At 68.2% G+C, this 26476-nt stretch carries 25 protein-coding genes; 15 read left to right on the top strand and 10 right to left on the bottom strand.

The window, feature by feature from the left end; translation table 11 throughout:
• The first annotated feature begins 108 nt into the window (after positions 1 to 108).
• The 3 genes from ACJ7Z0_RS11920 (at position 109) to ACJ7Z0_RS11910 (ending at position 3700) form a co-directional block, all read left to right on the top strand.
• Positions 109 to 819, top strand: a complete 711-nt coding sequence (locus ACJ7Z0_RS11920) for a LuxR C-terminal-related transcriptional regulator (protein ID WP_434790014.1) — start codon at positions 109 to 111, stop codon at positions 817 to 819.
• Positions 816 to 2591 (top strand): ATP-binding response regulator, encoded by a 1776-nt coding sequence (locus tag ACJ7Z0_RS11915; protein WP_434790013.1) that lies wholly within the window; start codon positions 816 to 818, stop codon positions 2589 to 2591. The genes ACJ7Z0_RS11920 and ACJ7Z0_RS11915 overlap by 4 nt, the downstream gene beginning before the upstream one ends.
• A gap of 296 nt (positions 2592 to 2887) precedes the next feature.
• The gene (locus ACJ7Z0_RS11910; protein ID WP_434790012.1) at positions 2888 to 3700 is read left to right on the top strand and encodes a hypothetical protein; all 813 of its coding nucleotides are present in this window, start codon (positions 2888 to 2890) and stop codon (positions 3698 to 3700) included.
• A gap of 38 nt (positions 3701 to 3738) precedes the next feature.
• Here the strand turns inward: ACJ7Z0_RS11910 and ftsY are convergent, their stop codons facing one another.
• Complete coding sequence (gene ftsY / locus ACJ7Z0_RS11905; protein WP_434790011.1) at positions 3739 to 5019, bottom strand: signal recognition particle-docking protein FtsY; 1281 nt, start codon at positions 5017 to 5019, stop codon at positions 3739 to 3741.
• Between the two features lie 29 nt (positions 5020 to 5048).
• Between ftsY and ACJ7Z0_RS11900 the strand changes: the two genes are divergently transcribed.
• Both ACJ7Z0_RS11900 and ACJ7Z0_RS11895 read left to right on the top strand, forming a co-directional pair.
• The gene (locus tag ACJ7Z0_RS11900; RefSeq protein ID WP_434790010.1) at positions 5049 to 6497 is read left to right on the top strand and encodes a M16 family metallopeptidase; all 1449 of its coding nucleotides are present in this window, start codon (positions 5049 to 5051) and stop codon (positions 6495 to 6497) included.
• Positions 6498 to 6513: 16 nt separating this feature from the next.
• Positions 6514 to 7863: a M16 family metallopeptidase gene (locus ACJ7Z0_RS11895; protein ID WP_434790009.1), complete on the top strand. Its 1350-nt coding sequence runs from the start codon at positions 6514 to 6516 to the stop codon at positions 7861 to 7863.
• Between the two features lie 16 nt (positions 7864 to 7879).
• Here ACJ7Z0_RS11895 and ACJ7Z0_RS11890 read toward each other — a convergent pair whose 3' ends face one another.
• The gene (locus ACJ7Z0_RS11890; RefSeq protein WP_434790008.1) at positions 7880 to 8797 is read right to left on the bottom strand and encodes a LysR family transcriptional regulator ArgP; all 918 of its coding nucleotides are present in this window, start codon (positions 8795 to 8797) and stop codon (positions 7880 to 7882) included.
• Between the two features lie 83 nt (positions 8798 to 8880).
• Between ACJ7Z0_RS11890 and ACJ7Z0_RS11885 the strand changes: the two genes are divergently transcribed.
• From ACJ7Z0_RS11885 to pcp, 7 genes are read left to right on the top strand one after another with little or no spacing between them, the layout of a single operon-like run.
• Positions 8881 to 9516 (top strand): LysE/ArgO family amino acid transporter, encoded by a 636-nt coding sequence (locus ACJ7Z0_RS11885; protein ID WP_431127934.1) that lies wholly within the window; start codon positions 8881 to 8883, stop codon positions 9514 to 9516.
• A 30-nt stretch (positions 9517 to 9546) separates the two neighbouring features.
• Complete coding sequence (locus tag ACJ7Z0_RS11880; protein ID WP_434790007.1) at positions 9547 to 10212, top strand: RsmD family RNA methyltransferase; 666 nt, start codon at positions 9547 to 9549, stop codon at positions 10210 to 10212.
• 43 nt (positions 10213 to 10255) lie between these two features.
• Complete coding sequence (coaD, locus tag ACJ7Z0_RS11875) at positions 10256 to 10759, top strand: pantetheine-phosphate adenylyltransferase (protein ID WP_431127940.1); 504 nt, start codon at positions 10256 to 10258, stop codon at positions 10757 to 10759.
• A 10-nt stretch (positions 10760 to 10769) separates the two neighbouring features.
• On the top strand, positions 10770 to 11420 hold the full coding sequence (pxpB, locus tag ACJ7Z0_RS11870) for a 5-oxoprolinase subunit PxpB (protein WP_434792654.1): 651 nt from the start codon (positions 10770 to 10772) through the stop codon (positions 11418 to 11420).
• Positions 11417 to 12415 carry a 5-oxoprolinase subunit C family protein gene (locus tag ACJ7Z0_RS11865; protein ID WP_434790006.1) on the top strand — a complete coding sequence of 333 codons (999 nt, stop codon included), beginning with the start codon at positions 11417 to 11419 and terminating at the stop codon, positions 12413 to 12415. The genes pxpB and ACJ7Z0_RS11865 overlap by 4 nt, the downstream gene beginning before the upstream one ends.
• Before the next feature lie 49 nt (positions 12416 to 12464).
• Positions 12465 to 13205, top strand: a complete 741-nt coding sequence (gene pxpA, locus ACJ7Z0_RS11860) for a 5-oxoprolinase subunit PxpA (RefSeq protein WP_431127947.1) — start codon at positions 12465 to 12467, stop codon at positions 13203 to 13205.
• 15 nt (positions 13206 to 13220) lie between these two features.
• Positions 13221 to 13880, top strand: a complete 660-nt coding sequence (gene pcp, locus ACJ7Z0_RS11855) for a pyroglutamyl-peptidase I (protein ID WP_434790005.1) — start codon at positions 13221 to 13223, stop codon at positions 13878 to 13880.
• Here the strand turns inward: pcp and ACJ7Z0_RS11850 are convergent.
• On the bottom strand, positions 13868 to 14569 hold the full coding sequence (locus ACJ7Z0_RS11850; protein WP_434790004.1) for an alpha/beta fold hydrolase: 702 nt from the start codon (positions 14567 to 14569) through the stop codon (positions 13868 to 13870). The two genes, pcp and ACJ7Z0_RS11850, sit on opposite strands and share 13 nt — an antisense overlap.
• A 178-nt stretch (positions 14570 to 14747) precedes the next feature.
• Between ACJ7Z0_RS11850 and ACJ7Z0_RS11845 the strand changes: the two genes are divergently transcribed.
• Positions 14748 to 15440 (top strand): histidine phosphatase family protein, encoded by a 693-nt coding sequence (locus ACJ7Z0_RS11845; RefSeq protein WP_434790003.1) that lies wholly within the window; start codon positions 14748 to 14750, stop codon positions 15438 to 15440.
• A gap of 30 nt (positions 15441 to 15470) precedes the next feature.
• Here ACJ7Z0_RS11845 and ACJ7Z0_RS11840 read toward each other — a convergent pair whose 3' ends face one another.
• From ACJ7Z0_RS11840 to ACJ7Z0_RS11830, 3 genes are all read right to left on the bottom strand, one after another.
• A complete protein-coding gene (locus tag ACJ7Z0_RS11840; protein ID WP_434790002.1) occupies positions 15471 to 17054 on the bottom strand; it encodes an N-acyl-D-amino-acid deacylase family protein in 1584 nt (527 codons plus the stop codon).
• Between the two features lie 115 nt (positions 17055 to 17169).
• Positions 17170 to 18528 (bottom strand): tetratricopeptide repeat protein, encoded by a 1359-nt coding sequence (locus tag ACJ7Z0_RS11835; RefSeq protein ID WP_434790001.1) that lies wholly within the window; start codon positions 18526 to 18528, stop codon positions 17170 to 17172.
• Between the two features lie 31 nt (positions 18529 to 18559).
• Positions 18560 to 18958, bottom strand: a complete 399-nt coding sequence (locus ACJ7Z0_RS11830) for a tautomerase family protein (RefSeq protein WP_434790000.1) — start codon at positions 18956 to 18958, stop codon at positions 18560 to 18562.
• A 107-nt stretch (positions 18959 to 19065) separates the two neighbouring features.
• Here ACJ7Z0_RS11830 and ACJ7Z0_RS11825 point away from each other — a divergent pair, with 107 nt between their 5' ends.
• Together ACJ7Z0_RS11825 and ACJ7Z0_RS11820 are read left to right on the top strand one after the other, a co-directional pair.
• Entirely contained in the window at positions 19066 to 19941 is an 876-nt protein-coding gene (locus ACJ7Z0_RS11825) for a LysR family transcriptional regulator (protein WP_434789999.1), read from the top strand.
• A 37-nt stretch (positions 19942 to 19978) separates the two neighbouring features.
• Entirely contained in the window at positions 19979 to 20605 is a 627-nt protein-coding gene (locus ACJ7Z0_RS11820) for a YitT family protein (protein ID WP_434789998.1), read from the top strand.
• 284 nt (positions 20606 to 20889) lie between these two features.
• Here ACJ7Z0_RS11820 and ACJ7Z0_RS11815 read toward each other — a convergent pair whose 3' ends face one another.
• The 4 genes from ACJ7Z0_RS11815 to ACJ7Z0_RS11800 all read right to left on the bottom strand — a co-directional run bounded on the left by ACJ7Z0_RS11815 (position 20890) and on the right by ACJ7Z0_RS11800 (position 26461).
• Positions 20890 to 22308: an amidase gene (locus ACJ7Z0_RS11815; protein WP_434789997.1), complete on the bottom strand. Its 1419-nt coding sequence runs from the start codon at positions 22306 to 22308 to the stop codon at positions 20890 to 20892.
• Positions 22305 to 23792: an ABC transporter substrate-binding protein gene (locus tag ACJ7Z0_RS11810; protein WP_434789996.1), complete on the bottom strand. Its 1488-nt coding sequence runs from the start codon at positions 23790 to 23792 to the stop codon at positions 22305 to 22307. The genes ACJ7Z0_RS11815 and ACJ7Z0_RS11810 overlap by 4 nt, the downstream gene beginning before the upstream one ends.
• A 202-nt stretch (positions 23793 to 23994) precedes the next feature.
• Positions 23995 to 25488 carry an ABC transporter substrate-binding protein gene (locus tag ACJ7Z0_RS11805; RefSeq protein ID WP_434789995.1) on the bottom strand — a complete coding sequence of 498 codons (1494 nt, stop codon included), beginning with the start codon at positions 25486 to 25488 and terminating at the stop codon, positions 23995 to 23997.
• A gap of 142 nt (positions 25489 to 25630) precedes the next feature.
• Positions 25631 to 26461: an ATP-binding cassette domain-containing protein gene (locus ACJ7Z0_RS11800; RefSeq protein ID WP_434789994.1), complete on the bottom strand. Its 831-nt coding sequence runs from the start codon at positions 26459 to 26461 to the stop codon at positions 25631 to 25633.
• Positions 26462 to 26476 lie beyond the last annotated feature (15 nt).

Below are 26476 nucleotides of genomic sequence, written 5' to 3'. Positions count from 1 at the left end.
GGCGATGGCAAGTGCTATGAAAAATGTAGCAAAACTTTCTTCGCGGACATGAACGCGCCATGACTTAGGGCACTGTCGCGCGTTCGGGGCATCGCTAAGATCGACTGCGTGGCCCCTCCGCTCGAATCTTCATCGCACCCGTCGCCTTCGAGCGTGGAACCCGCGCTGCTCCGCCCGCCCACCGCAATTCTGGTGGTGGACGACCACGATCTGCTGCGGCTCGGCGTCCGCGCGCTGGTGCAGGCACAGGCCGCTTCGTCCGGCACGGGCATCGAGGTGTTCGAAGCTGGCAATGTGGCCGATGCGCTGGTGCTCCATGAAGCGCATGGGGAGTCCATCGGCCTGGTGCTGCTGGATCTGGCACTGCCCGATACGCATGGCTTGAGCGGCCTGACCGAGTTTCGATTGCGTTTTCCGTCCGCCCGCATCGTGGTGCTTTCGGGCACCGGCAACGCCTCGCTGGCCCAAGGGGCGCTGGCCCTGGGCGCCAGTGCTTTTCTTCCCAAGTCGGCGGACTTGAAGGAGGTGGTGGGCTTCATCCGTGCCTGCGGCCTGCTCGATGCGGAGTCGACCGAAATTTCGTCTCCGGCGATGCCGAAGGCGCTCGGCGGCTACGCTGAATCGGCCCACGCCAGCGCCTGGCAGGAACTCACGCCGCGCCAGACGCAGGTGCTGCAGTGGGTGCTCGAAGGCAAGGCGAACAAGGAGATCGCCCAGCTCGCGAACCTGAGCGAGGGCACGGTGAAGAACCATGTATCGACCATCCTGCTGCTGTTCGGTGTGCGTTCGCGTGCGCAATTGATCAGCAGCCTGCGTTGAGCCCGCCGCGCACGGCCGAAACCCCGCTGAGCCAGCGGGTGCTGCGCGAGCACGTGGCCTCGATCTATTTCAACTACAGCGCGACGTTCCTGGCCCGCGTCGTTTTCGTCCTGGTGCTTGGTGGGTTCATGTACCTGCAGTTGGGCGATCCCATGGTGCTGCCGTTTGTCGTGCTGCATCTGGCGTTGTACCTGGGCATGTACTTCACGCCGCGCTGGAGCCCGGCGGAACCTGCGGCGGAAAGTGCCCGGTGGGCCCGCAAGATCACCCGCATCGTGACCCTGCTCGGGTTTGCCGATGCGCTGGCGCCGTGGATCTTCGTGCCCGCCGGCAACTTGCCTGTGACGGCCGCGCTGATGGTGGTGATGATGGGCAATTGCGCTCGGGCCGTGCAATCGCTGCGGCCCCTGAAGGAGGCCCTGTTCGGCCACGTGCTGCCGATGATGGGCGGGCTGATCGTCGCGCTGGCGTGGCAGGGCGACGCCATCCATCTCTTCCTCGCGGCCTTTTCGACGATCTATCTCGTCCTCATGCTGCGCGTGGGCGTGCAGGAGCACAAGCTGCTGGCGGATTCGCTGCTTCTGCGCTTCGAAAAGGAAGCCTTGGCCGTCCGGCTGGCGGAACAGATCGCCGCCACCGAGCGTGCCAGCGAAGAAAAAACCCGTTTCCTGGCCAGCGCCAGCCATGACCTGCGGCAGCCGCTGCATGCCATTGCGCTGTTCGGCGCCGCGCTGGAGAACGAACTGCGCGGCCGCCCCGAAGGCGCCAACGCGGAGCGCCTGATGCGCGCGGTGAACGCACTGGGAACGTCGCTCGACACCATGCTCGACGTTTCGCGGCTGGACGCGGGCGTGGTCACGCCGGAGCTTCGGGAGGTGCAGCTCGACGCGTTGTTCCTGCCGCTCAACCACATGTTCTCGCCGCAGGCCGAGCAGAAAGAATTGCAATTGCGAGTGCGCGCGAGCGGGTTGTGGGTGCGCAGCGATCCGCAGCTGTTGCACCGCCTGCTCGCCAACCTGATCGACAACGCGCTCAAGTACACGGTGAGCGGCGGTGTGACCGTGAGGGCCCGTGCACGCGGCAATGCGGTGTGGATCGAGGTGCGCGACACCGGCGTCGGCATCGCGCCCGAGCAGATCGGCCGCATCTTCGAGGAGTTCTACCAGGTCGGCAACCCGGGCCGGGACCGCTCGCAGGGCCTGGGTATCGGCCTGTCGATCGTGCAGCGTCTGTCGCGCCTGCTGGACCATCCGTTGCAGGTGCATTCGCGTCCGGGACGGGGCACCCATTTTCGCGTGGTGCTGCCCGCCGCCGCGCCGCTGGGGGGCGCTGGCCTGCAAGGCGCCGAGATGCATCGGCACCGTGCTGCAGGGGCACAGGCACTGCCCGGGCGCGTGCTGCTGGTTGACGACGAGGTGGAAATCCGCGAGGCCATGAGCGAGCTGCTGCGCTCCTGGGCCATCGAGGTGCACGCCGTGGCCGACGAAGCGGACGCGGAGAAAGCCCTTGCGCAGGCGGAGGGCCAGGGACGGCCCTTCGATCTGCTGGTGTGCGACTACCGCCTGGCTGAGGGCAACGACGGGCTCGACGCCGGTCTGCGCCTGCGCCAGCGCGCCGGCACCGGCATGCCCTTGTTGCTGGTCACTGGCGAAACCGCGCCCGAACGCCTGCAGCGCGTCCGCGCGTCCGGCGTCGCCGTGCTGTTCAAGCCGGTCGATGCCGGCAAGCTGTTTCGAACCCTGAGTGAACTCGCGCCTGCCGGCGCCTCATGACTTTTGGCACTGGTGTGCCTATCGGCCGGCCTTTACCGTTGCGCGGTCTCACACACGTCAACGTCTCAGGGAGAGATTTCATGCAAGCAAAAATTTGGATATCGGCGCTCGCCGCGACTTTGGCGGCCTGCGGTGGAGGAGGCAGTAGTGGTGGCGGTGGTTTCGCCGGCTTGCCGGTGGTACCGGCTCCTGCGCCAGCACCCGCGCCCGCCCCTGCACCATCGCCCGCTCCGGCCCCAGCTCCAGCCCCGGCTCCGGCCCCGGCCCCGGCTACGCGTACCTTCATATACGAGGCCTTGCAGCCCGCCGCAGATGCTCCGGCGTTTCTCGATCGGCTCAATGCGCAGGGCGCAAGGGCCTTCCGCTTCTTCAGCGGCCTTGCCTTCACCACCGGCCCCACCAGCGTGGAGGTCGTCGAAGCCTATGTGAAGGACGCCGAGACCACCTATTCCTTCGAGCTGCTGCCCGTGGCCAGTTCCGTGGCTGACCTCGAGGCGCAGCTCAACGCGCAGGGCGCCAGAGGCTTCAAGTGGGGCGGGCCGTACGTGGTCGGCGGCCAGAGCCGCACGTTCTATCGCAAGGACAACGGCTCCGCATCGACCTACACCTATGCCGTGCTGGCGGCACCTGCCGACAGCACCGGCTATCTGTCGCAGACCAACGCCCAGGGCGGCAACGGCTACTACAGTGTCGGCGGCGCCTACATGGTCGGCGGGACCACGGTGCTGGTCTACCAGAAGGACACGCAAGGCAGCGCGACCTACGGCTATGAAGCGCTGGGCCAGCCCGGCAGCGACGCTGATTTTCTGGCCCAGTTCGAGGCCCAGGGCGCCCGGGGCTTCCGGTTCAAGACGGGCTACGTCTTCTCGGACGGCACGAAGCTGCTCTACGAGAAAGACCTGTCGCAATCGGCCACGTTCAGCTACCAGAACCTGCAGTCCGCGGCCAACAGCGCGGACTACATCGCCCAAGCGAATGCCGAGGGCGCCAAGGGCAATGCGCTGGTGGGCGACTACATGCTGCCGAGCGGCCAGATCAGGACGCTCTACGTCCGGCCGGCCAACTGCAGCGGTTTTCTCTGCGATACCCGCTCGCTGTTTGGGTTCTAAGCGGCTTCTAAGCGGCGGTGGGCGCTGCTGGCTGCACTTCAGCCCAGCAGCGCCTGCGCAAATTCGCGTGCGTTGAAGGTCTCGAGGTCTTCCAGCTTCTCGCCCACGCCGATGAAGTAGACCGGAACCGGCCGCTCGCGCGCAATGGCGCAGAGCACGCCGCCCTTGGCCGTGCCGTCGAGCTTGGTCACAACCAGGCCGGTGAGGCCCAGCGTCTCGTCGAAGGCCCTGACTTGCGTCAGGGCGTTCTGCCCGGTGTTGCCGTCGATCACCAGCAGCACTTCGTGCGGGGCCGTGGCGTCGGCCTTGGTGACGACGCGCTTGATCTTCTTGAGCTCGTCCATCAGGTGCAGCTGCGTGGGCAGCCTGCCCGCGGTGTCGACCAGCACCACGTCCTTGCCGCGCGCCTTGCCGGCCGTCACGGCGTCGAAGCTCACGGCGGAGGGGTCGCCGCCTTCCTGGCTCACGATCTCGACCGTGTTGCGGTCGGCCCAGACCAGCAGCTGCTCGCGCGCCGCCGCCCGGAAGGTGTCGGCCGCCGCCAGCAGCACCGAGGCGCCCTCGTTGGCCAGGTGCTTGGTGAGCTTGCCGATGGAGGTGGTCTTGCCCGCGCCGTTGACGCCGGCCACCATGATCACCGTCGGCGTGAACTGGCCGATCACCAGCGGCTTCTCGAGCGGCTTGAGCAGGTCGGTGATCGCGTCGGCCAGCAGCCGCTTCACTTGCGCCGCGTCGGTCGCCATCTGGCGCTTGACGCGGCCGCGCAGGTCGTCAAGCAGGTATTCGGTGGCCTTGACGCCGGCGTCGGCCATCAGCAGGGCGGATTCGAGCTCCTCGTACAGCGCGTCGTCGATCTGCGCGTTGACGAACACCGCCTGGATGCCGGTGCCGGTCTTGCGCAGGCCCGTCTTGAGCTTGTCGAACCAGCCCTTGCGCTCGGCCGCCATGGCTGCCTCGGTGATGAGGGCGGGGAGGGGCTCGTCCGGTTCGGCGAGTGCAGGTGCAGGCGCAGGCGCTGGCGTGGGCGTGGGCGTGGGCGTGGGCGTGGGCGTGGGCGTGGGCGCGAGGATCGGCGCAGCGGGAGCGGCTACGGGGGGTGGTGGCGGCGGAGGCGCCACTGGAGGTGGTGGTGCCGGCGCGGCGGGCGGAGGCGGCGCTTCCTCCACGGCGGGTTTCGAGCCGAACCAACTCGACGGCGAGAACACCGAGCGCGCGGGCGCGGCCGCAGGCTCGGGGGCTGGTGCCGGCTCGGCGGCCGGGGAGGGCGCCGGCGCGGCCGGTGATGCGGCAGGCGGTTTTTTCTTGAAGAAACTGAACATCGGGAGCTTTTTACAATCCGACCCATTCTATGAAACACCCCTCGCCACGCCGTGCTGCGTTCGGTGCGGTGCTGGCGATGGCGTTTTCGGCGCCGTGGACCATGCCTGCGCAGGCCCAGCCCACACCGGCTCCCGCCGCTTCATCCCTCGCCGCCACGGCACCCGCTCCCCAGCAGTTCACCCTCGCCAACGGCATGACGCTGCTGGTGCTGCCCGACAGGCGCGCCCCCACGGCGGTGCAGATGTTGTGGGTTCGCGTGGGCTCGGTCGACGAGGTCGATGGCACCTCGGGCGTGGCGCATGTGCTCGAGCACATGATGTTCAAGGGCACCAAGGACATCAAGCCTGGCGAGTTCTCGCGTCGCGTGGCGGCCCTGGGCGGGCAGGAAAACGCCTTCACCACGCGCGACTACACCGGCTACTACCAGCAGATTCCGGTCGCCAGCCTCGAGCAGGTCATGAAGCTCGAATCGGACCGCTTCGCCAACAACCAGTGGTCCGACGACGAGTTCAAGCGCGAGATCGAAGTGGTCAAGGAAGAACGCCGCTTGCGCACCGAAGACCAGCCGCGCGCATTGCTCGGCGAACAGCAGAATGCGGCCGTCTTCACGGCCTCGCCCTACCACCGCCCCGTGGTCGGCTGGATGAGCGATCTGGACGCCATGACGCCGGACGACGCCCGCGCCTTCTTCCGCCGCTGGTACGTGCCCGCCAATGCCGCCGTGGTGGTGGTGGGTGACGTCGACGTGGCCAGGGTGCGTGCGCTGGCCGAGAAGTATTACGGCGGCATTCCCGCGCGCGCCGTGCCCGCGCGCAAGCCGCGCACCGAGCCCGCACAGCGCGGCATCCGCCGCATCGAGTTCAAGGCGCCGGCCGAGCAGGCCTACGTGTCGCTCGCGTTCCGCATTCCGCAGCTGGAGAGCATCGACGCCGCCGACAGCGACGTGTGGGCGCTCGAAGTGCTCTCCGCCGTGCTCGACGGCTACACCGGCGCGCGGCTCGATCGCGCGCTGACCCAGGGCCCCGACCGCGTGGCCGACTCCGTCAGCGCCTATTCGGGCCTGGCCGGCCGCGGGCCGCAGCTGTTCACGCTCGTGGGCGTGCCGGCGAACGGCAAGAGCGCCGAAGCGGTCGAGGCCGCGCTGCGGGCCCAGGTGGCGCGCGTTGCCAAGGAAGGCGTGGGCGAAGCCGAACTCGCGCGCGTCAAGACGCAATGGGTGGCGAGCGAAACCTACAAGCGCGATTCGGTGATGGCGCAGGCCCGCGAACTCGGCAGCAATTGGGTGCAGGGGCTGCCGCTGGACACCAGCGCGCGCATCATCGCGAAGCTGCAGGCCGTGACACCATCCCAGGTGCAGGCCGTGGCCGCCAAGTACTTTGGAGACGACCAGCTCACCGTGGCCACCCTGCGCCCCCTGCCGCTCGAATCCAAACCCCGCGGCCGCGGTTTTGCAGCGCCCCAGGGCGAACTGCGCTGAAGGGCGCCGGATTCCAATGACCCCAATGAAAAAAATCCTGCGTTCCGCGCTGTTCGCTGCCGTTGCCGCCGTGGCGGGTTCCAACGCCGCGCAAGCCGCGCTGCCCATCGAGCACTGGACGCTTGCGAGCGGCGCCAAGATCTACCTGGTGTCGACCCAGGCGCTGCCCATCGTCGACGTGCAGATCGATTTCGACGCCGGCAGCAGGCGCGATCCGGCGGCGCAAGCGGGCCTTGCCAGCGCGACCGCGACCATGGTCGAGAAGGGCGTGCGCGCCGGCAAGAACGGCGAGCCGGCACTCGACGAGAACGCGCTGGGCGAAGCCTGGGCCGACCTGGGCGCGGAGTTCAATGCCAGCGCCGGCACCGATCGCGCGAGCTACTCGCTGCGCACGCTGTCCGACCCCGCGCTGCGGGCCAAGGTGGTAGCGCTGGCTTCGCGCGAGATCGGCGAGCCGGCCTTCCCCGACGACATCTGGCAGCGCGAGCGCGAGCGCATCAATGCCTCGCTGAAGGAAGCCAACACCAAGCCGGCGACCATCGCGGGCCGCGCCTTCGCGCAGGGCGTCTACGGCATCCACCCCTACGGGCAGCAAGTCACCGAAGCCACGCTCGCGCGGATCGACACCGCGGCCATGCGGCAGCGCTACCAGCAGCTCATCGTGCCGTGCCGCGCCAAGCTCAGCATCGTGGGCGCCGTGACCCGCGCCGAGGCGGAAGCCATGGCCACCGCGCTGCTCTCGCGGCTGCCCGGACCCGAGGCCTGCACGCCGCTGCCTGCCATCGCACCGGTCACCGCACTCGCTGCCCCGAAGGACGAGCGCATTCCGTTCGCCTCGGCCCAGGCCCATGTCTTCATCGGCCAGCCGGGCTACCCGCGCAAGGACCCGGATCACTTCGCGCTCACGCTCGGCAACTACGTGCTGGGCGGCGGTGGCTTCGTCTCGCGGTTGACCAATGAAGTGAGAGAGAAGCGCGGCCTGGCCTACAGCGTCTACAGCGGCTTTGCGCCGGGGCTGGATGCCGGTGCGTTCCGCGTCGGTTTCCAGACGCGGCCCGACCAGGCCGAGGAGGCCGTCAAGGTTTCGCGCGACGTGGTCGCGAAGTTCGTGGCCGAAGGTCCGACCACCGAAGAGCTCAAGGCCGCGAAGGACAACCTGATTGGCGGCTTTCCGCTCTTGCTGGACAGCAACCGCAAGCTCATCGGCAACGTGGCCAATATTGCGTGGTACGACCTGCCGCTGGACTATCTCGACACCTGGACCGCGCGCATGAACGCGGTTACGGCGGCCGAAGTTCGCGCCGCTTTTGCGCGCAAGCTGCAGCCCGACCGCATGGTGACGGTGGTGGTGGGCGGCAAGCAATAGGCAGCAGGCGGCGTGTTCAGCGCAGCGCGTGCGCTCCGCTCGAGGCGGCTGCGCGCACCGCCGCCTTGAGCCGTTCGAGCAGCCGCGGCGCTGCGCGTGCCTGCTGCCAGTAGAGCGGCACCTGCAGCCCCGAACCGGACACCAGTTCCACCAGCGCGCCCGTGCGCAGCGCATCGGCCGCCAGGCTCACGGGGAGCATGCCCCAGCCCATGCCGGCGCGCGCCGCTTCGACGAAGCCATGCGCCGATGGCAGCCAGTGCCGCGGCGTCTCGATGCTGCGATGGCAGATGCGCCGCACCCAGCGCGCCTGCAGCCGGTCCTTGCGGTCGAACACCAGGCTGGGCGCGCCGGCCAGGGTGCGCGCACCCACGCCCTTGTCGAAATGGCGGTGAACGAACTCCGGGCTTGCGGCGGCCACGTAGGGCATGGTGCCCAGCGCTTCGCTGTTGCAGCCCGCCACCGGCTGCGCCAGCGCGGTGACGGCGGCCAGCACCGCGCCGCTTCGCAGGCGCTCGGCGGTGTGGTCCTGGTCGTCCACGGTCAGGTCGAGCAGGGCCGATTCTTCCTGCTGTGCAAAGGCCGCAGCGGCCGCCATGAACCAGGTGGCGAGGCTGTCGGCGTTCACCGCCACGCGCACCGTGACCCGCTCGCCCGCGCTGCCGCTCCCGCCGCCCATGCCAAGAGAGGGCAGGGCGTCGCGCAACTCGTGCTCCAGCATGCCCACGCGCTCGATGTGGCGGCACAGCTGCTGCCCGGCTTCGGTGGCCACGCAGGGCTGGCCGCGCACCAGCAGCGCGCCGCCGGTGCGCTCTTCGAGCAGCTTCACGCGTTGCGAGACGGCCGACGGCGTGACGTTCAGCGCGCGGGCCGCGCGCTCGAAGCTGCCTTCGCGCACCACGGCGGCCAATGCGTTCAGGGCGGCGTAGTCGAGCATGGCTCCTCGCTAGATTAGAAAAACTGAATATGGCTTAGGAAGTTTAGTTTGAATTAACCGGCTCGCGGCGGCAAGCTTGCGCCATGGCTTACGAACAGATCACCACCGCATTCATCAACGGGCTCTTCATGAGCCTGGTTCTCATCGTCGCCATCGGCGCGCAAAACGCCTACGTGCTGCGCCAGGGCCTGCGGCGCGAGCATGTGAGCGCGGTGGTGCTGTTCTGCGCCGCCAGCGATGCGGTGCTGATTGCGGCGGGCGTGGCCGGGATGGCGCAGGCGCTGAACGGGCGGCCGGTATTCGCCACCGCACTGGCCGGCCTCGGCGCGTTGTTCCTGGGCGCGTACGGCCTGCGCGCGCTGTGGCGTTCGCGGCAGCCCGGCGCATTGCAGGCCGCGGCCCAGGGCGCATCGCTCTCGCGAACCGCCGTGCTGGCGCAGGCGGCGGGCTTCACCTTGCTGAACCCGCATGTCTACCTGGACACCGTGCTGCTCGTGGGCAGCACCGGCGCCCAGTACGGCGGCTCGCTCAAGGCCTGGTTCGTCGCGGGCTCGGCAGTGGCAAGCGCGCTGTGGTTCTCGGCGCTGGGCTTTGGGGCGCGATGGCTGGCGCCGGTGTTCGCGCGTCCGCGCGCCTGGCAGATGCTCGATGCGTTGATCGGCGGCACGATGCTGGTGCTGGCCGCGCTGCTGGCGCGGCGCGCTTTTCTGGGCGCATAGGGGCCCGTGCGGCGGCGTTAAGCTCGCCCCATGCCTCAGAAGAAAGCCGCAGCCACCCAGCGCTCCACCCCGACTCCATCGCCCTCGCCAGCGCGTTCGAAAACGCTGCCGCGCGAGGTGCGCATCATCGGCGGCCAATGGAAGCGCAGCCGCCTGCCCGTGGCCGACAAGCCGGGCCTGCGCCCGACGCCCGATCGCGTGCGGGAAACGCTGTTCAACTGGCTCGCGAGCATGGCTGGCGCAGGGGGCGGCGAGCTGCCGGGCTGGCAATGCGTCGATGCCTTCGCCGGGACGGGGGCGCTCGGGCTGGAGGCGGCTTCGCGCGGCGCCGCGAGCGTGCTGCTGTGCGAGCAGGATGCCGCGCTGGTGGCGCAGCTCCAGGCCGCCAAGACCAAGCTCTCGGCCGAAGCCGTTCGCATCGAGCGGGGCAACGGGCTCACCGCGCTTGAACGCACAGCCGCCGGCAGCCTGGATGCCGTGTTTCTCGACCCGCCTTTCGACAATGTCGCCCTCTACGAACCTGCTCTGAGGGCGGCGGCACGGGCCGTGAAAGCCGGGGGCGCCGTTTACCTGGAAGCACCGCGCCGCTGGAACGACGAAGAGCTTGCCGCCGCCGGCCTTGTTGGTTTTCGTTACTTAAAGGCGGGGGCGGTACATGCGCACCTGCTGCGGCAGGCTGCAAACGGGACTGCATAATCCGCCGGACAAGCCGCACCGGCTGCATGAGGAAGAAGCAACCATGGCCAGCAACGTGATCGCGGTTTATCCCGGCACTTTCGATCCCATCACCCTCGGCCACGAGGACGTGGTGCGGCGTGCAACCCAGCTTTTCTCGAAGGTCATCGTCGCGGTTGCGGCGGGCCATCACAAGAAGGCGCTGTTCTCCCTGCAGGAGCGCATGGAGATGGCGCGCGAGGCCGTGAAGCCGTACAGCGACCAGGTCACGGTCGAGAGCTTTTCGGGCTTGCTGCGCGATTTCGTCGTGGTGCGCGGCGGCAAGGCGATGGTGCGCGGCCTGCGCGCGGTGACCGACTTCGACTACGAGTTTCAGCTCGCGGGCATGAACCGCTCGCTGATGCCCGACGTGGAGACCGTGTTCCTGACGCCCAGCGACAAGTACCAGTTCATCTCGAGCACCTTCGTGCGCGAAATCGCCATGCTCGGCGGTGAGGTCCACAAGTTCGTTTCGCCCGATGTGGAGAAGCAGCTAGCAGCCAAGGTGCGCAGCCTCGGTCGTGAATAGCCGACCTCCTTTGCCTCGCCTGCATCCGCTGGGCGACGCGGCGCTGCTGTGCGAGCTGCCGCCGCCGGCCACGCTGCCGCAACAGCAACGGATCTGGGCGCTGGGCGCGGAGGTGCAGCGGTGGCCTGGCGTGGGCGAGGTGCTGCCGGGCATGAACAATCTCACGCTGACTTTCGATCCGACCGCGATCGATATCGATGCGCTGATGGCGCGCGTGAACGAGGCCTGGCCGCGGCTGTCGGCCACCGCCATCGAGGGCCGGAGGGTGGAGATTCCGGTGGCGTACGGCGGCGAGCATGGTCCCGATCTTGCCGACGTCGCGGCTCACACCGGGCTCACGCAGGCCGAAGTGGTGCGGCGCCACAGCGAGGCCGACTACGTGGTCTACCTGCTCGGGTTCCTGCCCGGCTTCGCTTTCATGGGCGGACTGCCGCCCGAGCTGGCCACGCCGCGCCGGTCCGAGCCGCGCACCGCGGTGCCGGCACGCTCGGTCGGCATCGGCGGCGAGCAGACCGGCATCTATCCGCTGGTGTCGCCGGGCGGCTGGCAGCTGATCGGCCGCACTTCGCTCGAACTCTTCAATCCCTCGGCCGAGCCGCCCACCCTGCTGCGCCCGGGCGACCGCGTGCGCTTCGTCGTCGAAAGCGTCCAGACCACATGATGCTGGTCCAGAAGCCCGGCATGCTGGCCTCGGTGCAAGACCTGGGGCGGCACGGACATCGCCAGTTGGGCATCTGTCCGGGCGGCGCGCTCGACGTGCTGGCGCTCACGCTGGCGAACCGGCTGGTCGGCAACGCCGACGCGGCGGCGGGTCTCGAGATCACCATGGGCGGTTGCGAGATCCGCTTCGAAACCGCCACCCGCATCGCGCTGGTGGGAGACGGCTTCGGCGCCCGGCTGGACGGCGCGCCGCTCTGGCCCTGCTGGAGCGTGCCGGTGGCGGCAGGCCAGACGCTGAAGCTCGCGGGCGCCAATGCGGCCGACGTGAAGAAAGCCGGGTTGCGCAGCTGGCTCGCGGTGGCGGGCGGCATCGACGTGCCGCCGGTGCTCGGCTCGCGCAGCACCGACCTGAAGGCGGGCTTCGGCGGCCACCAGGGGCGCGCGCTGCGCAAGGGCGACCGGCTGGCGCTGGGCGCCACGGCGCTCGATGCGGCCCGGCTCGGCCGGCGTCCGTTCGGCCTGCGCGGACCGGACTGGGGTCCCGACGAAAGCGATGGGGCCATCGCCCTGCGCGTGCTGCCGGGCCCTGAGTTCGATCAGTTCGCCGCAGCCTCGCACACGCAACTCTGGAGCGAACGCTGGCGCATCACCGCGCAGAGCAACCGCATGGGAAGCCGGCTCGCGGGCGCCGAACTCAAGCGCAAGCGCAGTGCCGACATGCTCTCGTCGGGCGTCATCCCCGGCACCATCCAGGTACCCCCTTCGGGGCAGCCGATCATCCTCATGGGCGACGCGCAGACCACCGGCGGCTATCCGCGCATCGGCGTGGTGATTCGCGCCGACCTGTGGAAGCTCGCGCAGGCGCCGCTCGACGGCCGGTTGCGGCTGGTGCAGGTCGACATGGCCGCGGCGCTGGAGGCGTGGGCCGAGCAGCAGCGCTATCTCGCGCAAGTGGCGCAAGGGCTCGCGGCTGCGGGCTGGAGCGGACCGGCATAGACTGTGCGCGTGGAGGCGCGGGCCCGCCTCGAAGAAGGAAAAAAGCTTTATGCAAATCGACCTGAATGCCGATCTCGGCGAAGGCGCCGGCAGCGACGAAGCGCTGCTCGGCCTCGTGAGCTCGGCCAACATTGCGTGCGGCTGGCATGCGGGCGACGCCAAGACCATGCGGCAATGCGTGCGCTGGGCCATCGAGCACGGCGTGGCCATCGGCGCCCACCCGAGCTTTCCCGACCGCGAAAACTTTGGCCGCAGCACCATGCACCTGCCGCCCGACGAGATCGTCGCCAACGTGCTCTACCAGGTCGGCGCACTGGCCGCGATCGTCAAGGCCGAGGGCGGCAAGCTCACGCACGTGAAGGCGCACGGCCAGCTCTACAACCAGGCCGTGAAGGAGCCTGAACTCGCCGACGCGCTGTGCGAGGCGGTGCGGCGCTTCGATCCCTCGCTCAAGTTTTTCGGCCTCGCGGGCAGCGGCATGATCGACGCCGCGCGCCGCGCCGGCCTCACGCCTGTCGAAGAGGTGTTTGCCGACCGTGGCTACATGCCCGACGGCAGCCTGGTGCCGCGCAGCCAGCCCGGCGCGCTGATCGAAGACGAAGAACAGTCGCTCGCCCAGACGCTCTCGATGGTGCGCGACCGCAAGGTCACGGCCATCGACGGCAGCACCGTACCCCTCAATGCCCAGACCGTGTGCCTGCATGGCGACGGCGCGCATGCGCTGGCTTTTGCGCGCCGCATCCGCGACCGCCTGCAGCAAGAAGGCATCGCGGTTCGCGCGGTGGCCTGAGCGCGCCGTTCCACCGTGGCGCAGCGAACCAAGGTCCTGCTGACCGGATTCGATCCGTTCGACGGCGAAGCCCTCAATCCTTCATGGGAAACCGTGCGCGCCCTCGACGGCTGGAAGTGCGGCCGCGCCACCGTGCATGCGCGCCAGATGCCCTGCGCCTTCGGCCAGTCGATCGAGGCGCTGGCGAGCGCGATGGATGAGCTGCGGCCCGAGCTGGTGCTGTGCATCGGCCAAGCTGGCGGCCGCGCCGAGATCACGCCGGAGCGGGTGGCCATCAACATCGACGACGGCCGCATTGCCGACAACGCGGGCCGGCAGCCCATCGACGTGCCCGTGATGCCCGGTGCGCCGGCGGCGTATTTCTCGACACTGCCGATCAAGGCCATGGTTCGCGATCTGCGCGCGGCCGGTGTGCCCGCGTCCGTGTCGAACACCGCGGGCACCTTCGTCTGCAACCACATCTTCTACGGACTCATGCACCGCATGGCAACGCACCCCGTAGCGGGGCAGCGCGGCGGCTTCATCCATATTCCCTACCTGCCCGAGCAGGCGGCGCGTTTTCCGGGTGTGCCGAGCATGCCGCTGGCCGCCATGGTCGAGGCGCTGCGCGTTGCGGTCGCCACCGCGCTGGCCGTTGAAAAAGACATTGCCGAAACCGGCGGTCAGTTCCACTGAGCCAGCCAGGAGAGCAGCGCCGCGTTGACGAACGCGGGCTTCTCCATGGTCAGCATGTGGCCGCATTGGGCCACCCACACCACTTCGGCGTGCGGCACCAGCGCCGCGATTTCGCGCGTGCAGTCGGGCGGCGCCAGCCGGTCGGTATCGCCGCAGACCAGCAGCACCGGCGCGCGCAGCGAGCGCAGGTGGGCGCGCGCATCGGGGCGCCGCATCACCGCGCGGTTCTGCCGGATCAGCTGCTGTGCGCCGGCTTCCAGCACGATGTCGAGATAGCGCTGCACCAGCACCTCGTCGGCGGCCTGCGCGGGATGAAAAGCGAAGACGATGTTCGGTTCGATCACCTCGCGCAGATCGCCTTGCTCGAACAATTCGATCGCGCCTTCGCGCAGTTCGTACATTTCGGGCGCCTCGGGCCGCGGATTGGTGCCCAGCAGCGCGAGCCCGGCGATGCGCTCGGGCGCTTGCCGCGCGGCTTCCATCGCGATCATGCCGCCCATCGACGCGCCGCAGAGCACGAGCGGACCGGGGTGTTCGCGCAGCACGGCCGCGGCCATGGCCTCGATGGTGTCGTGCCGCGTGTGGGCATCGCTCACACGGGCTTCGAACGCGGGGGGGAGGACGGGAAGCTGCGCTTCCCACAGGCGCTCGTCGCAGGCGAGGCCGGGCAGCAGGACAAGGTTCGGCATGGGCCCATTCTGCGTGATCGAGCGATCTGGCGCAGCGGCATGGGTCTCTCGGCGAGGGGTTTTTGGGGCGCCCGGCAGACATGCTTTCCCCACCGCCCCCGCTGCAGGTGGCGGCCATGCAACAGATGGGGCCATCGAGGGCCTGTGCGTCACGCACGCAGTAGAGAATGGGCGTTCCATGCCCACGCCCAACCCCGATTCCACGACCGAGCTCATCCTGATCCGCCACGGCGAAACCGCCTGGAACCGCGAACTGCGCTTCCAGGGGCATGCGGACGTGCCGCTCAACGACATGGGGCATGAGCAGGCGCGCCGCCTCGGCCTGCGGCTGGCGAGCGAAACGGCGCAACACATCATCAGCAGCGACCTCATGCGGGCGCAGCAGACCGCCGCGCCCGCAGCGTTGCAGCTGTCGCTGCCGGTGGTCACCTCGGCGGGTTTGCGCGAGCAATATTTCGGCATTGTCGAAGGCATGCGGGCCGACGAGATCCAGGCGCTGCATCCGCGCGCCTGGGAGCAATGGCTGGAGTTTCGCGAGGACCACGCCATGCCCGAGGGCGAATCGGCGCGCGAGTTCCATGCGCGCATCGTCGCCGCGCTTGGAACCCTGGCCGCCACGCATCGCGGGCAGCACTTGATCGTGGTCACCCATGGCGGCGTGCTCGACATGGTGTGGCGCACCGCGCGCGGGCTCAGCCTCAGCGGGCCGCGCCAGAGCGACATTCCCAATGCGGGCTTCAACCGCATCCGCATCGCCGACCCGGCCATGCCCGATGCGATCGAGATCGTCGACTGGGCCGACACGCGGCATCTTGCCGACCTGCCGCCGCAGCCGACCTACGACCAGCGGCGGCATCTCGAGAAGAACTGAGCCGCTGAAGCCGAAAAAGTGCGCGCCTCCTCAGGTGCAGCTGCCGGCCTTCGGCGTGCGCAGCAGCGCTTGCCCCGCGCCAATGCCGGTGGGCTTGCCGCCATCCACTGCGAGCCGGCCGTTCACCAGCACCGTGACCACGCCCTCGGACAGCAGCGCAGGCTGCGTGTACGTGGCCCGGGCGGCATAGCGCGCGGGGTCGAACACGACCACATCGGCGTAGTAGCCCGGCCGCAGGTGCCCGCGCTGCTTCAGCCCCAGCGTGTCGGCCGTCAGCGATGAACTGCTGCGGATGAATTGCCCCAGCGAGATGGCGTGTTCCTTCACCACGTACTGGTCGTACTTGCGCGCGAAGGTGCCGTAGGCGCGCGGATGGCCCAGCGAAGAGTCGGACGAGGTCATGACCCATGGCCGCTTCATGAACGCGCGCACGTCGTCGTCGCTCTGGTTGAACGAGGCGATCATCAGGTCGCCGTCGCGCAGCACGGCAATGGCGGCATCCACCGGATCGGCGTTCGAGGCCTTGGCCACGTCGGTCAGCGTCTTGCCGACATACTTGGTGCTGCCGGCCGAAAACAGGATCGTCTCGGGACCGCCGCGCAGGCGCAGGTTCTCCCGCATGCCGGTTCGCAGGCGCTCCTGCACCGCCGCATCGTCGAAGCGCTTGAGCATGGCCTCTCGGCCGCCGTCGACGGCCCATGGCGGCACCAGCGCGGCCGAGAAGCGCGTGCTCGAAGCCGTCCACGGATAGTGGTCGGCCGTGATGTCGAGCCCGGCGGCACGCTCCTTCTCGATGCGGCGGATGATGTCGCCGCTCTGGCCCTGCACGTCCACACCCAGCGCCTTGATGTGCGCCACGTGCACCGGCAGGCGGGCTTCGCGGCCGATGCGGATCACTTCCTCGATGGCGCCTTTCAGTCCGATGTTGTACATCGACTCGTCGCGGATGTGGCTGTCGTAGAGCCCGCCGTGCCGGGCCGCGACCTTCGCGAGCTCGATGACCTCCTCGGTCTTCGAGAAATTCTGCGGCGGATAGAAAAGACCGGTCGATAGGCCCAGCGCACCGTCGCACATGGCCCGGCTCACATGCTGGCGCATCGCGTCGAGCTGCTCGGGCGTGGGCGCGCGATTGGCTTCGCCGAGCTGGCTGATGCGCACCGGGCCGAAGCCCACGTACATGGCCACGTTGGTGCCCACCGGCGCCGAACGCAACCGCTTCGTCTGCGCCGCGATGTCGAAGCCGCCAAAGCCGTCGTTGCCGATGACGGCGGTGGTCACGCCCTGGGTGAGAAAGGGAATGTTCAGGCGCTTCTGCGGATCGGTGGAATGCAGGTCGGCATCGGCGTGGGTGTGCGCGTCGACGAAGCCCGGCGCCACGACCATGCCCGCGGCATCGATGGTCCGCCGTGCGCTGAATTGCGCCGGCGCCTTCGGACCCGCGAAGACGATTCGGTCACCCAGGATGCCGACGTCGCCCACGATGGGTTCGTTGGAGTCGCCCGTGTAGACGGTGCCGCCGCGCAGCAGCAGGTCGAGTTCGACCGGGGCATCGGCGGCGGATGAAAGACCCGCCAGGGCCGCGAGCGCGGCGAGCACGACAACTGATTTCTGCATGGGGCGAGCGATCCGGAGCGATGTGAGTCGGGCAGTTTAGGAGCCACTCCCGCGCACCGTTAATTCCTTTTGCGATACGCCCCATGACCGGAAGGCATGGCCTCCACCCGGCCCCTCAGAGCCGCGATGCCAGTTGTTCGAGCCCGAGCCGCGCATAGACGGCACTGGCCTGCCGGCGCAGGCGCAACGACTCGGGCTGGCCGTTGCGCTGCTGCTGCAGGATGCCTTGTGCACCCGTGAGCGTGGCCTGGCTGCCGGCGCGCACGAGGGCGTCCAGGTACACCTGCTCGAACAGGTCGCGCTGCGCGTGGCTGCCGCCAATCTCGAGCAGCCGCGGCAAGGCCATGCCCAGCCCTTCGATGGCGGAAGCGAAATCGCCGCGCGCATGCGCAACGAGACCGCGCGCGGCCGGCACGCACACGTGCTCCCAGGCGGCGCGCGCGGAGAGCGGCGCGCGTGGCGCATGGGCTTGGATGTTGCGCAGCAGCGCATCGGCCTCGGGGCGGCCCGCGCGGGCTAGGCCGTACAGGTACTGCAGGTCGAGAAAGGGCAGCACGTGGTCGGCGGTGCGCTGCACAAGGTAGCCGCTGACGTCGTCCCATCGCGCACCGACGTCGATGCCCGCGAGTTCGAAGCGCGCGAGCAGCGAGACGGCGCCGATCTGGTCCTGCGAGTAGTCCTTCACCACGCCCCACACCTCGCGGTCGTACACCGCGAGGGCTTCGGCATCGCGACCCAGCTCGATGAGGAACAGCGCCACGTGCCACCAGTTGTGCGTGACCATGAACGAATTGAGCCCGGTCCAGCTGTCGCTCACGCCCTGCATGAACGCCAGCCCTTCGGAGAGCCGGCCTTCGGTGAGCATCACATGCGCCAGCGCGTGATGCGCCCAGGGTTCCTTGCGGCACATGCCGATGGCGCGGCGGGCGCTGGCCTCGGCGTCGCGCATCAGGTGGCACTGCTCGTAGCCGAAGGCGGCCATCCCGTGCACGTAGGGCACGTCGGACGCGGCCGGTAGCGCAGCGAGCGCCAGGCGCAGCATGCCGGGGCAGTCGCCGGCATTGAAGCAGTGGTACTGCCCGAGCTTCACCGAGACGAGGTCGCGCGGATGCTCCCGCGCCTGCTCCGCGTGCAGGGCGATGGCCTTGGCGATGTCGCCCTGAGCCCAGGCCTCGATGGCCGCAACGTAGCGCTGCTCGCGCTGCGTGGCGCGCGCCATTCCTGCGCGCGCCTTGTCGAGGAAGGGCCGTGCGTTGGCCGCGGCCTCGCGCGATTCGGCAAAAAGGTGCAGCGTTGCGCAATAGGCCTGCACGATGGGGCTCGCGTCGCGGTCGGCCAGTGCAAGCAGGTTGACCGCACGCGCTTCGGTCGAGACGAAGCCCATGACGAAGTCGTCGACGAGCGGCAGGCTGGCGGCGTCGTCGAGCGTGAGGGGGTTGCCGAAGCTGTCGGCATGCAGGGTTGCGGGGGGCATGGCGCCATGGTGCCACGCCCCGCCGCGGGCTTCAAACGCCTGCTTGCTGGTGGCGGTATTCCTGCGTCTTGCCGCCATAGCCGTAGGCCGCGCCGCGCGCATCGATCACGTGGATGTACGACACCTCGTGCAGGTTGGGCCGCAGCCGCGCCATGGCGGCATTCACTTCGCGCAGGTAGCGCGCCTTTTCCGCCTTGGTGTTGGTCTCGTCCGTGACGCTGATGTCGAGGTGGAACGCCGACTTGCCGAGCGAGGCCAGCGACCGCCCGCCGATGAACCATGCGTCGGCGGCGATGTACTGCACCGTGATGGCGATCACCGGCAACTGCTTGCCGAGTGCACTCTGGGTCAGCTCGGCGACCACGTCGACGGTCTTGCGCGTGAGCTGGGCATCGGGCTCGCCCGAGAGGTGGACAACGATATGCGGCATCTGGAACTCCATGAATGAGTGAACGATGGGGGTATTGTGGAGACGCCATATCCATCGGAAAAGCGGGAATATATGATGTTGAACATCGGAAAAACAGATGGATAGGCATGCAGACCTTCGACCTGGAACAGCTCCGCACCCTGGCCGCGGTGATCGATGCCGGCAGCCTCACGGCGGCCGCGCCGCGCGTGTTTCTTTCGCAGTCGTCGGTCAGCGAGCAGATACGCAAGCTAGAGGAACGGGCAGGGCAGTCCCTGCTCACCCGCAGCAAGGCCGGCGTGGCGCCGACCGAGGCGGGCACGCGGCTCCTGGCCTATGCGCGCCGCATCCTCGCGCTCAGCGACGAGGCGTTTCGCGATCTGCATGGCGAGACCTTGCAGGGCGAGCTTCGGCTTGCGGTGACCGACTACTTTCGTCCCGGCGATCTCACGCGGCTGCTGGGGCGCCTCGGCGAAAGCTATCCGCAGGTGCGGTTGAACGTGAGCATCCTGAAGAGCGACGCGCTCCGGGCTGCGTACGCACGCGGAGACTTCGACGTGGGGCTGGCAATGAATATCGCCGGGGCTTCTTCTTCGGCGTCGGAGCAGGGCGCGAAGGCCTCGTCGGTGATCCGGCGCGAATCGCTGGTGTGGCTCGGCGCGACGGGCATGCGGCTGGCGCGGGGCGAGCCGGTTCGGCTGCTGGCCTTGCCGGACACATGCTCGCTGCATCAGTTCACGGTGGCGCTGTTGCGGCGGAGGCGGGTGCCGTATGTGCTGGCACACGTGGCTTCGGGGGTGGCAGGCTTGCAATCTGCATTGGGTGCGGGGCTGGGGGTCGCCTGCCTGAACGAATCGGCAACATGCGACGGCGTGGCGCGGCTGGCGGTGCCGCATGGGCTGCCGGCGTTGCCCCGGGTCGCGTTCCAGTTGCTGCCCGGCCGCAGGGGCGAGACGGAATTCGTGACGCGGGCTCGGGAGATGCTGGCGACCCATCTGGTGTGACGTTTCGGGGTGGCGCGGGATTTGCGTCAAGCTCGCCATGGACGCGCCACAACCCACAACCCCACCGGATCTGCTGCGCCACTCCGGTTTCGACGACGCACAGGCCATTTTTTCGGGCACGTTGTTCGTCGCCATCGCCATGATGCTGTTCGGCCAGGCAGGTTTGCTCACGGGCGGCACGGCCGGCGTCGCATTCCTCTTGCACTACGCCACCGGCGTGAGCTTCGGAAAGCTGTTCTTCCTGGTGAACCTGCCGTTCTACTGGTTCGCATGGCGCCACATGGGCCGGGCCTTCACGGTCAAGACCTTCTCGGCCATCGCGCTGCTGTCGGTGATGACCGATTGGGCGCCGCGCTACATCTCGATCGAATCGCTGCACCCGGCCTTCGCGGCCGTGCTCGGCGGCCTGTTGCTGGGCACCGGCTGCCTGTTTCTTGCCCGCCATCGCGCGAGCCTGGGCGGCGCGACGGTGCTGACGCTGTACCTGCAAGAGAAACGCGGCTGGCCTGCCGGCAAGGTGCAGATCGGCATCGACTGCACGGTGGTGTTGCTCGCGCTGTTCGTGATTCCGCCGCAGCGCGTGGGCTGGTCGGTGCTGGCCGCGGTGGTGATGGGGCTTTTTCTGTGGATCAACCACAAGCCGGGGCGCTACGCTGCGACTTGAGTGATTTTGTTTGGGGCTGTTGTTCGGGGCGTGTGCAAAGGCCACCGGGTACTCCCCTCCGCGAATGTCCCCCGCCTTCGGCTCCTCCTTTATTTCGCTGCGGGGAGCACCCGGCGCCCTGTGCACTGGGGCACGCTGCCAGTGAACCGCCGATCAACCACCGCTCTGAACAACGAGCACGTCGATGGGGTGCCTTGCGCAGCGAAATAAAGGAGGAGGCCGTAGGCCGGGGGACATTCGCGGAGAAAGGTACCCCGTCGGCGGGATCGCGACCTGGATGAATCTCAGCCTCGAGGCACTACCGGCCAGGGCCGCTGCGGCTCCCGGATCTGCTCGAACGCACGCGACACGCGCAGCACGCCGAGGTCGTCGAAACGGTGGCCCGCAATCTGCAGCCCGATCGGCAATCCGTCCGCCGAGTACCCGCAGTTCACCGACGAAGCCGGTTGCTCCGACATGTTGAACGGCACCGTGAAACCGATGTGCTCCAGCGGCCGCAATGGGTCATTCGTCGGCGAAGGCGCTTCGGCGGCCGCGGGCATGTTGGGCGAGACCGGCGAGATCACGTAGTCGAAGCGCGCACACGCCTGCACCGCCGCCACGCGCGTTGCGTGGAACTGGCTGAAGCTGCGGAACACGTGCTCGCCGCTGAACTCGGCCGCGCTCTCGGCCCATTCGCGGATGTAGGGCAGCACCTTGGCGCGCTGGTCGGCGCGCAGCGCCTTCATGTCCACCAGCGAGCGCATGCGCCACAGGTGGTCCATGCCGTCGAGCATGGCTTGCGACATGAACGGCTGCATGGTTTCGACGATTGCGCCGGCTTTTTCGAAAAGACGGGCCGCATGCTCGACTGCGGCCTGGATTTCGGGCTCGACCGCGAGGCCGCATCCTGCATCCAGCAGCAGGCCGATGCGCAGCCCCCGCAAATGGTCGGGCGACACATCGAAGCCGGCCCAATCGATGTCTTGCGGCGGCAGGCTCATGCTGTCGCGTGCGTCCGGCTTGGAGAGCACCTGCATCATCAGCGCGGCATCGCCGACGCTGCGGGTCATTGGCCCTGCGGCGCGGCCCATGTAAGGCGGATCGATCGGGATGCGCCCCAGGCTCGGCTTGAGCGTGAAGATGCCGCACCAGCTCGCGGGCAGGCGCAGCGAACCGCCGATGTCGGTGCCGATGTGCAGCGGGCCATAGCCCGCGGCAGCCGCCGCACCGGCTCCGGCGCTCGAGCCGCCCGGCGTCTTGCGGAGATCCCACGGATTGCGCGCCAGCTTGTGAAAACTCGAGAGCCCCGAAGACAGCATGCCGTAGTCAGGCATGGTGGTCTTGCTAACGATCACCGCGCCGGCTTCCTTCAGGCGCGCGGCAGGCGGCGCGTCGGCGGCTGCCGGCTTCAAATCGACGGCCGCAGTGCCAGCCGGCATTGGGTCGCCACGGGTGGCAATGTTTTCCTTGATGGTGGCCGGCACGCCGTCGAGCGGGCCGAGCGCTTCGCCGCGTTGCCAGCGCGCTTCCGAGGCGCGCGCCTGCTCGAGCGCGGCTTCGGGCCTGAAGAGCCAGGTGGCCTGCAGCTGCGGCTCCCAGCGCTCGATGTGAGCGATGACGGCCTGCGTGACTTCGACCGGCGACAGGCGCTTGTCGCGATAGGCGGTGGAGAGTTCCTGGGCGGAGAGGTCGATGAGCGAAGAAGACACTTCGGCGCTCATCCCCACGACAGGGCCGAGAGGTCGTTCACGAAGATCGGGTTCTCCTTCCAGATGCCCTTCACGTTCTTCTTCGCGATGGTCGGGAACTGCGGCTGGTAGAGGAAGCCGTTGGCCGCGTCGGTGGCCAGCATCTTCTGCGCCTCGCCGAGCAGCTTGTTGCGCTCGGCGGCGTTGCCCGTGGCCTTGATCTTGTCGAACAGCGTGTTGAAGGCCTTCGACTGGTAGCCCCAGTAGTAGTCGGGCTTGGCGTAGTTGCCCAGGTCGAAGGGCTCGACGTGCGAAATGATCGACAGGTCGTAGTCCTTGTTGCCGTAGGTGCCGCTGAGCCACTGCGCCCATTCGACGTTCTGCACCTTCACCGTGATGCCGATCTTGGCCAGCTGGGCCACGATCACCTCGCCGCCCTGGCGCGCATAGGGTGGCGGCGGCAGGGTCATGGTGAGTTCGAGCGGCGTCTTCACGCCGGCTTCGGCGAGCAGCTTCTTGGCTTTCTCGATGTCGAAGGGGTTGATGCCCGTGGTGTCGACATAGCCGGCGGCGCCCGGCACGTAGTGGCTGCCGATGGGCACGCCGAAGCCGTCGGCCGCGCCTTCGATCACCGCCTTGCGGTCGACGGCCGCGAGGATGGCGCGGCGCACGCGCACGTCGTCCAGCGGCTTCTTCTTGTTGTTGATCGACAGGATGGTCTTGGCGCGCGAGCCGGCCAGGATGGTCTGGAACTGCGGGTTGTTCTTGAACTGCGGCACCACGCGCGTGCCGATGCGCGTGAACACGTCGACGTCGCCGGCAAGCAGCGACGCGGCCTGCGCGGCGGCGTCGGCAATGAAGCGGAACGTGACCTTGTTGATCTTCGCAGTGCCGGGGCTGCGGAAGCCGTCCCACTTGCTCAGCGTGAGCGAAGAGCCCTTGGCCCAGCTGTCGAACTTGTAGGGGCCGGTGCCGGTCGGCTTGGTGGCGTTGGTGTCGGCGCTCTTGGGCTCGACGATGACCGCGGTGGCCTGGCCCAGCACAAAGGGCAGGTCGGGGTCGATCTCCTTGTTGATGATCACCACGGTGTAGTCGTCGACCACCTGCGTGCTCAGGTTCGCGAAAGTGCGCTTGTCCTTGTTGGTGCTCTTCTCGCTGCCGGCGCGGTCGAACGCGAATTTCACGGTGTTGGCGTTGAACGGTTCGCCGTTCTGGAACTTGACGCCGCGCTTGAGCTTGAAGGTGTAGGTCTTCAGGTCGGGCGAGACTTCCCAGCTCTCGGCCAGGAGCGGCGTCACGTTGCCGTCGGCGTTGATCTTGGTGAGCGTTTCGAGGATGTTGTAGTGCACGACCTCGGCAATGGCGGCCGCGGCACCGGCGGTCGGATCGAGCCCCGGCGGCTCGAGCGCCATGCCGATCACGATGGCGTCCTTCCGTCCCTGCGCCATGCCGGCAATGGGAGAGGCCAGCGCAACAGTGGCGCCGGCGGTGGTAAGGAGGGTGCGACGGTTCAACATACGTTGTGATCTCCGGAAAGTCGGTGAGTGCGAGATGACTGCTTCCATGTGCACCGCGCCCCGAATGGAGGCGCCGCGGCACGAAGGAAGGACACGCAGCACGAAAGATGCCACGCGCGCAGCAAAGTCATTCTCTCGCAGCGGGCGCCTTGGCGCTGGGCCGCGGAGGCGGTTTTTCCTCGGGACGTTCCCGGATGCCGTCTCAGCTCCAGGAGAGGGCGGCAATGTCGTTGACGAAGATCGGGGTGTCTTTCCAGAGCCCGCGCAGGTTGCGTGCCGCCACCGTGATGAACTGCGGCTGGAACAGGAAGACATTGGCCGCATCTTCGGCCAGGAGCCGCTGCGCATCGCCGAGGTAGCGCAGCCGATCAGCGGTGCGTGCGCTGTTGCGCGCCTTGTCGAACAGCTCGTTGAACCTGGCCGACTGGTAGCCCCAGTAGTACTCGGGCTTGGTGTAGTTCACGAGGTCGAAAGGTTCGACGTGCAGGATCAGCGAGAGATCGTAGTTCTTGTTGCCGTATGTGCCGCTGATCCATTGCGCCCACTCGACGTTCTGGATCTTGGCGACGATGCCCACCTTGGCCAGCTGAGCGGCAATGAGCTCGCCGCCTTGCCGCGCATAGGGCGGCGGCGGCAGCACGAAGTCGAGTTCGAGCGGCGTCTTCACGCCCGCCTCGGCCAGCAACTGCTTCGCCCTCTCGACGTTGTAGGGGTTGATGCCCGTGGTGTCGACGTAGCCCGGCGCGCCCGGCACGTAGTGGCTCCCGATGGCTACGCCGCGGCCGTCCACCGCGGCCTCGATCACGGCCTTGCGGTCGATCGCGGCGGCAATGGCGCGGCGCACGCGCACGTCGTCGAGCGGCTTGCGCCTGTTGTTGATGGCAAGGATGGTCTTGCCGCGCGAGGCGTTGAACACCACCTGAAAGCGCTTGTCGTTCTGGAACTGCGGCAGGCTGCGCGAGACCGAGGCGTGCGGAAACAGGTCGACGTCGCCCGAGAGCAGCGCCGTGGTCTGCGCAGCGGGTTCGGATATGAAGCGGAAGCTCGCCTTGCGGATGCGCACTGCGTCGGCGTTGCGCCAGCCGTCCCACTTGGCGAGCACGATGGCCGAGCCCTTGGCCCAGTTGTCGAGCTTGTAGGGGCCGGTGCCGACCGGCTTGGTGGCGTTGGTGTCGACGCTCCTGGGCTCGACCATGATGGCCGAGGCCTGGCCCAGCAGGAAGAGCAGCTCGGGTTCGATTTCCTTGTTGATCAGCACCACGGTGTGCTCGTCGACCACTTGCGCGCCGATGTTGGTGAAAGTGCGCTTGTCCTTGTTGGTGCTGTTGGCCGCGGCGGCGCGGTCGAACGAGAACTTCACGGTGTTGGCATTGAAGGGCTCGCCGTTCTGGAACCTGATGCCGCGCCTGAGCTTGAAGGTGTAGGTTTTCAGGTCGGGCGAGATTTCCCAGCTCTCGGCAAGGAGCGGCGCCACGTTGCCGTCGGAGTCGATCTTGGTGAGCGTTTCGAAGACGTTGTAGAGCACCACTTCCGCGATCTCGGCACCGGCCTTGGCCGTGGGGTCGAGGCCTGTGGGCTCCAGCGTGAGCGCCAGCACCAGCGCGTCCTTTTTTCTCTCTGCGAATGCGGCCGTCGGCAGCGCGAGGGGAGCCAGGGCTGCGGCGCCGGTGGCGAGCAGGGTGCGTCGTTTGAGCATGAAGCAATGTCCTCGGAACAGGGGGCAGGCATCTTCCGCGAGACAAGGGCGGCCGCGCAACCAGATGCTTATGACCCACTCATCCTAGAGCCGCCTCGCGAAGCTTCGATGTCAGGTCAGGCCATGGGCCTGCCGGGAGGACTCAGGCCGCCAGCAGCGTGCCGCCGGTGGGTGTGCGCGGCACCGCGTCGAGCAGCGTGCGCGTGTACGGATGCTGCGCATTGCGGAACAGCTCGCCGGGCGGGCCCTGTTCGACGATCTTGCCCTTCCACACCACGCACACTTCGTCGCACAGGTGGTTCACCACCGCGAGGTCATGGCTGATGAGCAGGTAGCTGATGCCGAACTGCTGCTGCAGGTCCTGCATGAGGTTGAGCACCTGCGCTTGCACGGACACGTCGAGCGCGCTGACGGGTTCGTCGGCCACGATGAGCTTGGGGCGCGTGATGAGCGCGCGCGCAATTGCAATCCGTTGGCGCTGCCCGCCGGAGAACTCGTGCGGGTATTTGTCCATGTCGGTGGTGCGCAGGCCCACCGCGGCCAGGGCTTCCGAGGCGCGCTCGCGCTGCACGGCGCGGCTGGTTTCGGCCAGCGCCTCGAGCGGCTCGGCCACGATGCGCGCCACGGTCTGGCGCGGATCGAGCGAGCCGTAAGGGTCCTGGAACACCATCTGGAAATCGCGCCGCGCCACCCGGAGTTCGCTGCGGGGCAGCTGGTGCAGGTCGCGGCCCAGCATGCGCACGCTGCCCGACGTGGGGGTGTCGAGCGCCATCACCAGGCGAGCGATGGTCGACTTGCCCGAGCCCGATTCGCCGACGATGCCCAGGCTGCGGCCGGCCGCAACCTTGAAGCTGACGCCGTTGAGCGCCTTCACGGTCGGCGGCGGGCCGAAGAGTTTTTCGCGCGGCAGTGCGTAGTGGCGAACGAGGTCCGTCACCTCGAGCAGGGGTTGGTTGCCGGTGGGCTGGGTCATTGAGTAACCTCTGTG

It is taken from the genome of Variovorax palleresanus (assembly GCF_051144945.1).
Classification (GTDB): domain Bacteria; phylum Pseudomonadota; class Gammaproteobacteria; order Burkholderiales; family Burkholderiaceae_C; genus Variovorax; species Variovorax paradoxus_S.
This window is presented reverse-complemented; position numbering and strand designations above follow the sequence as displayed.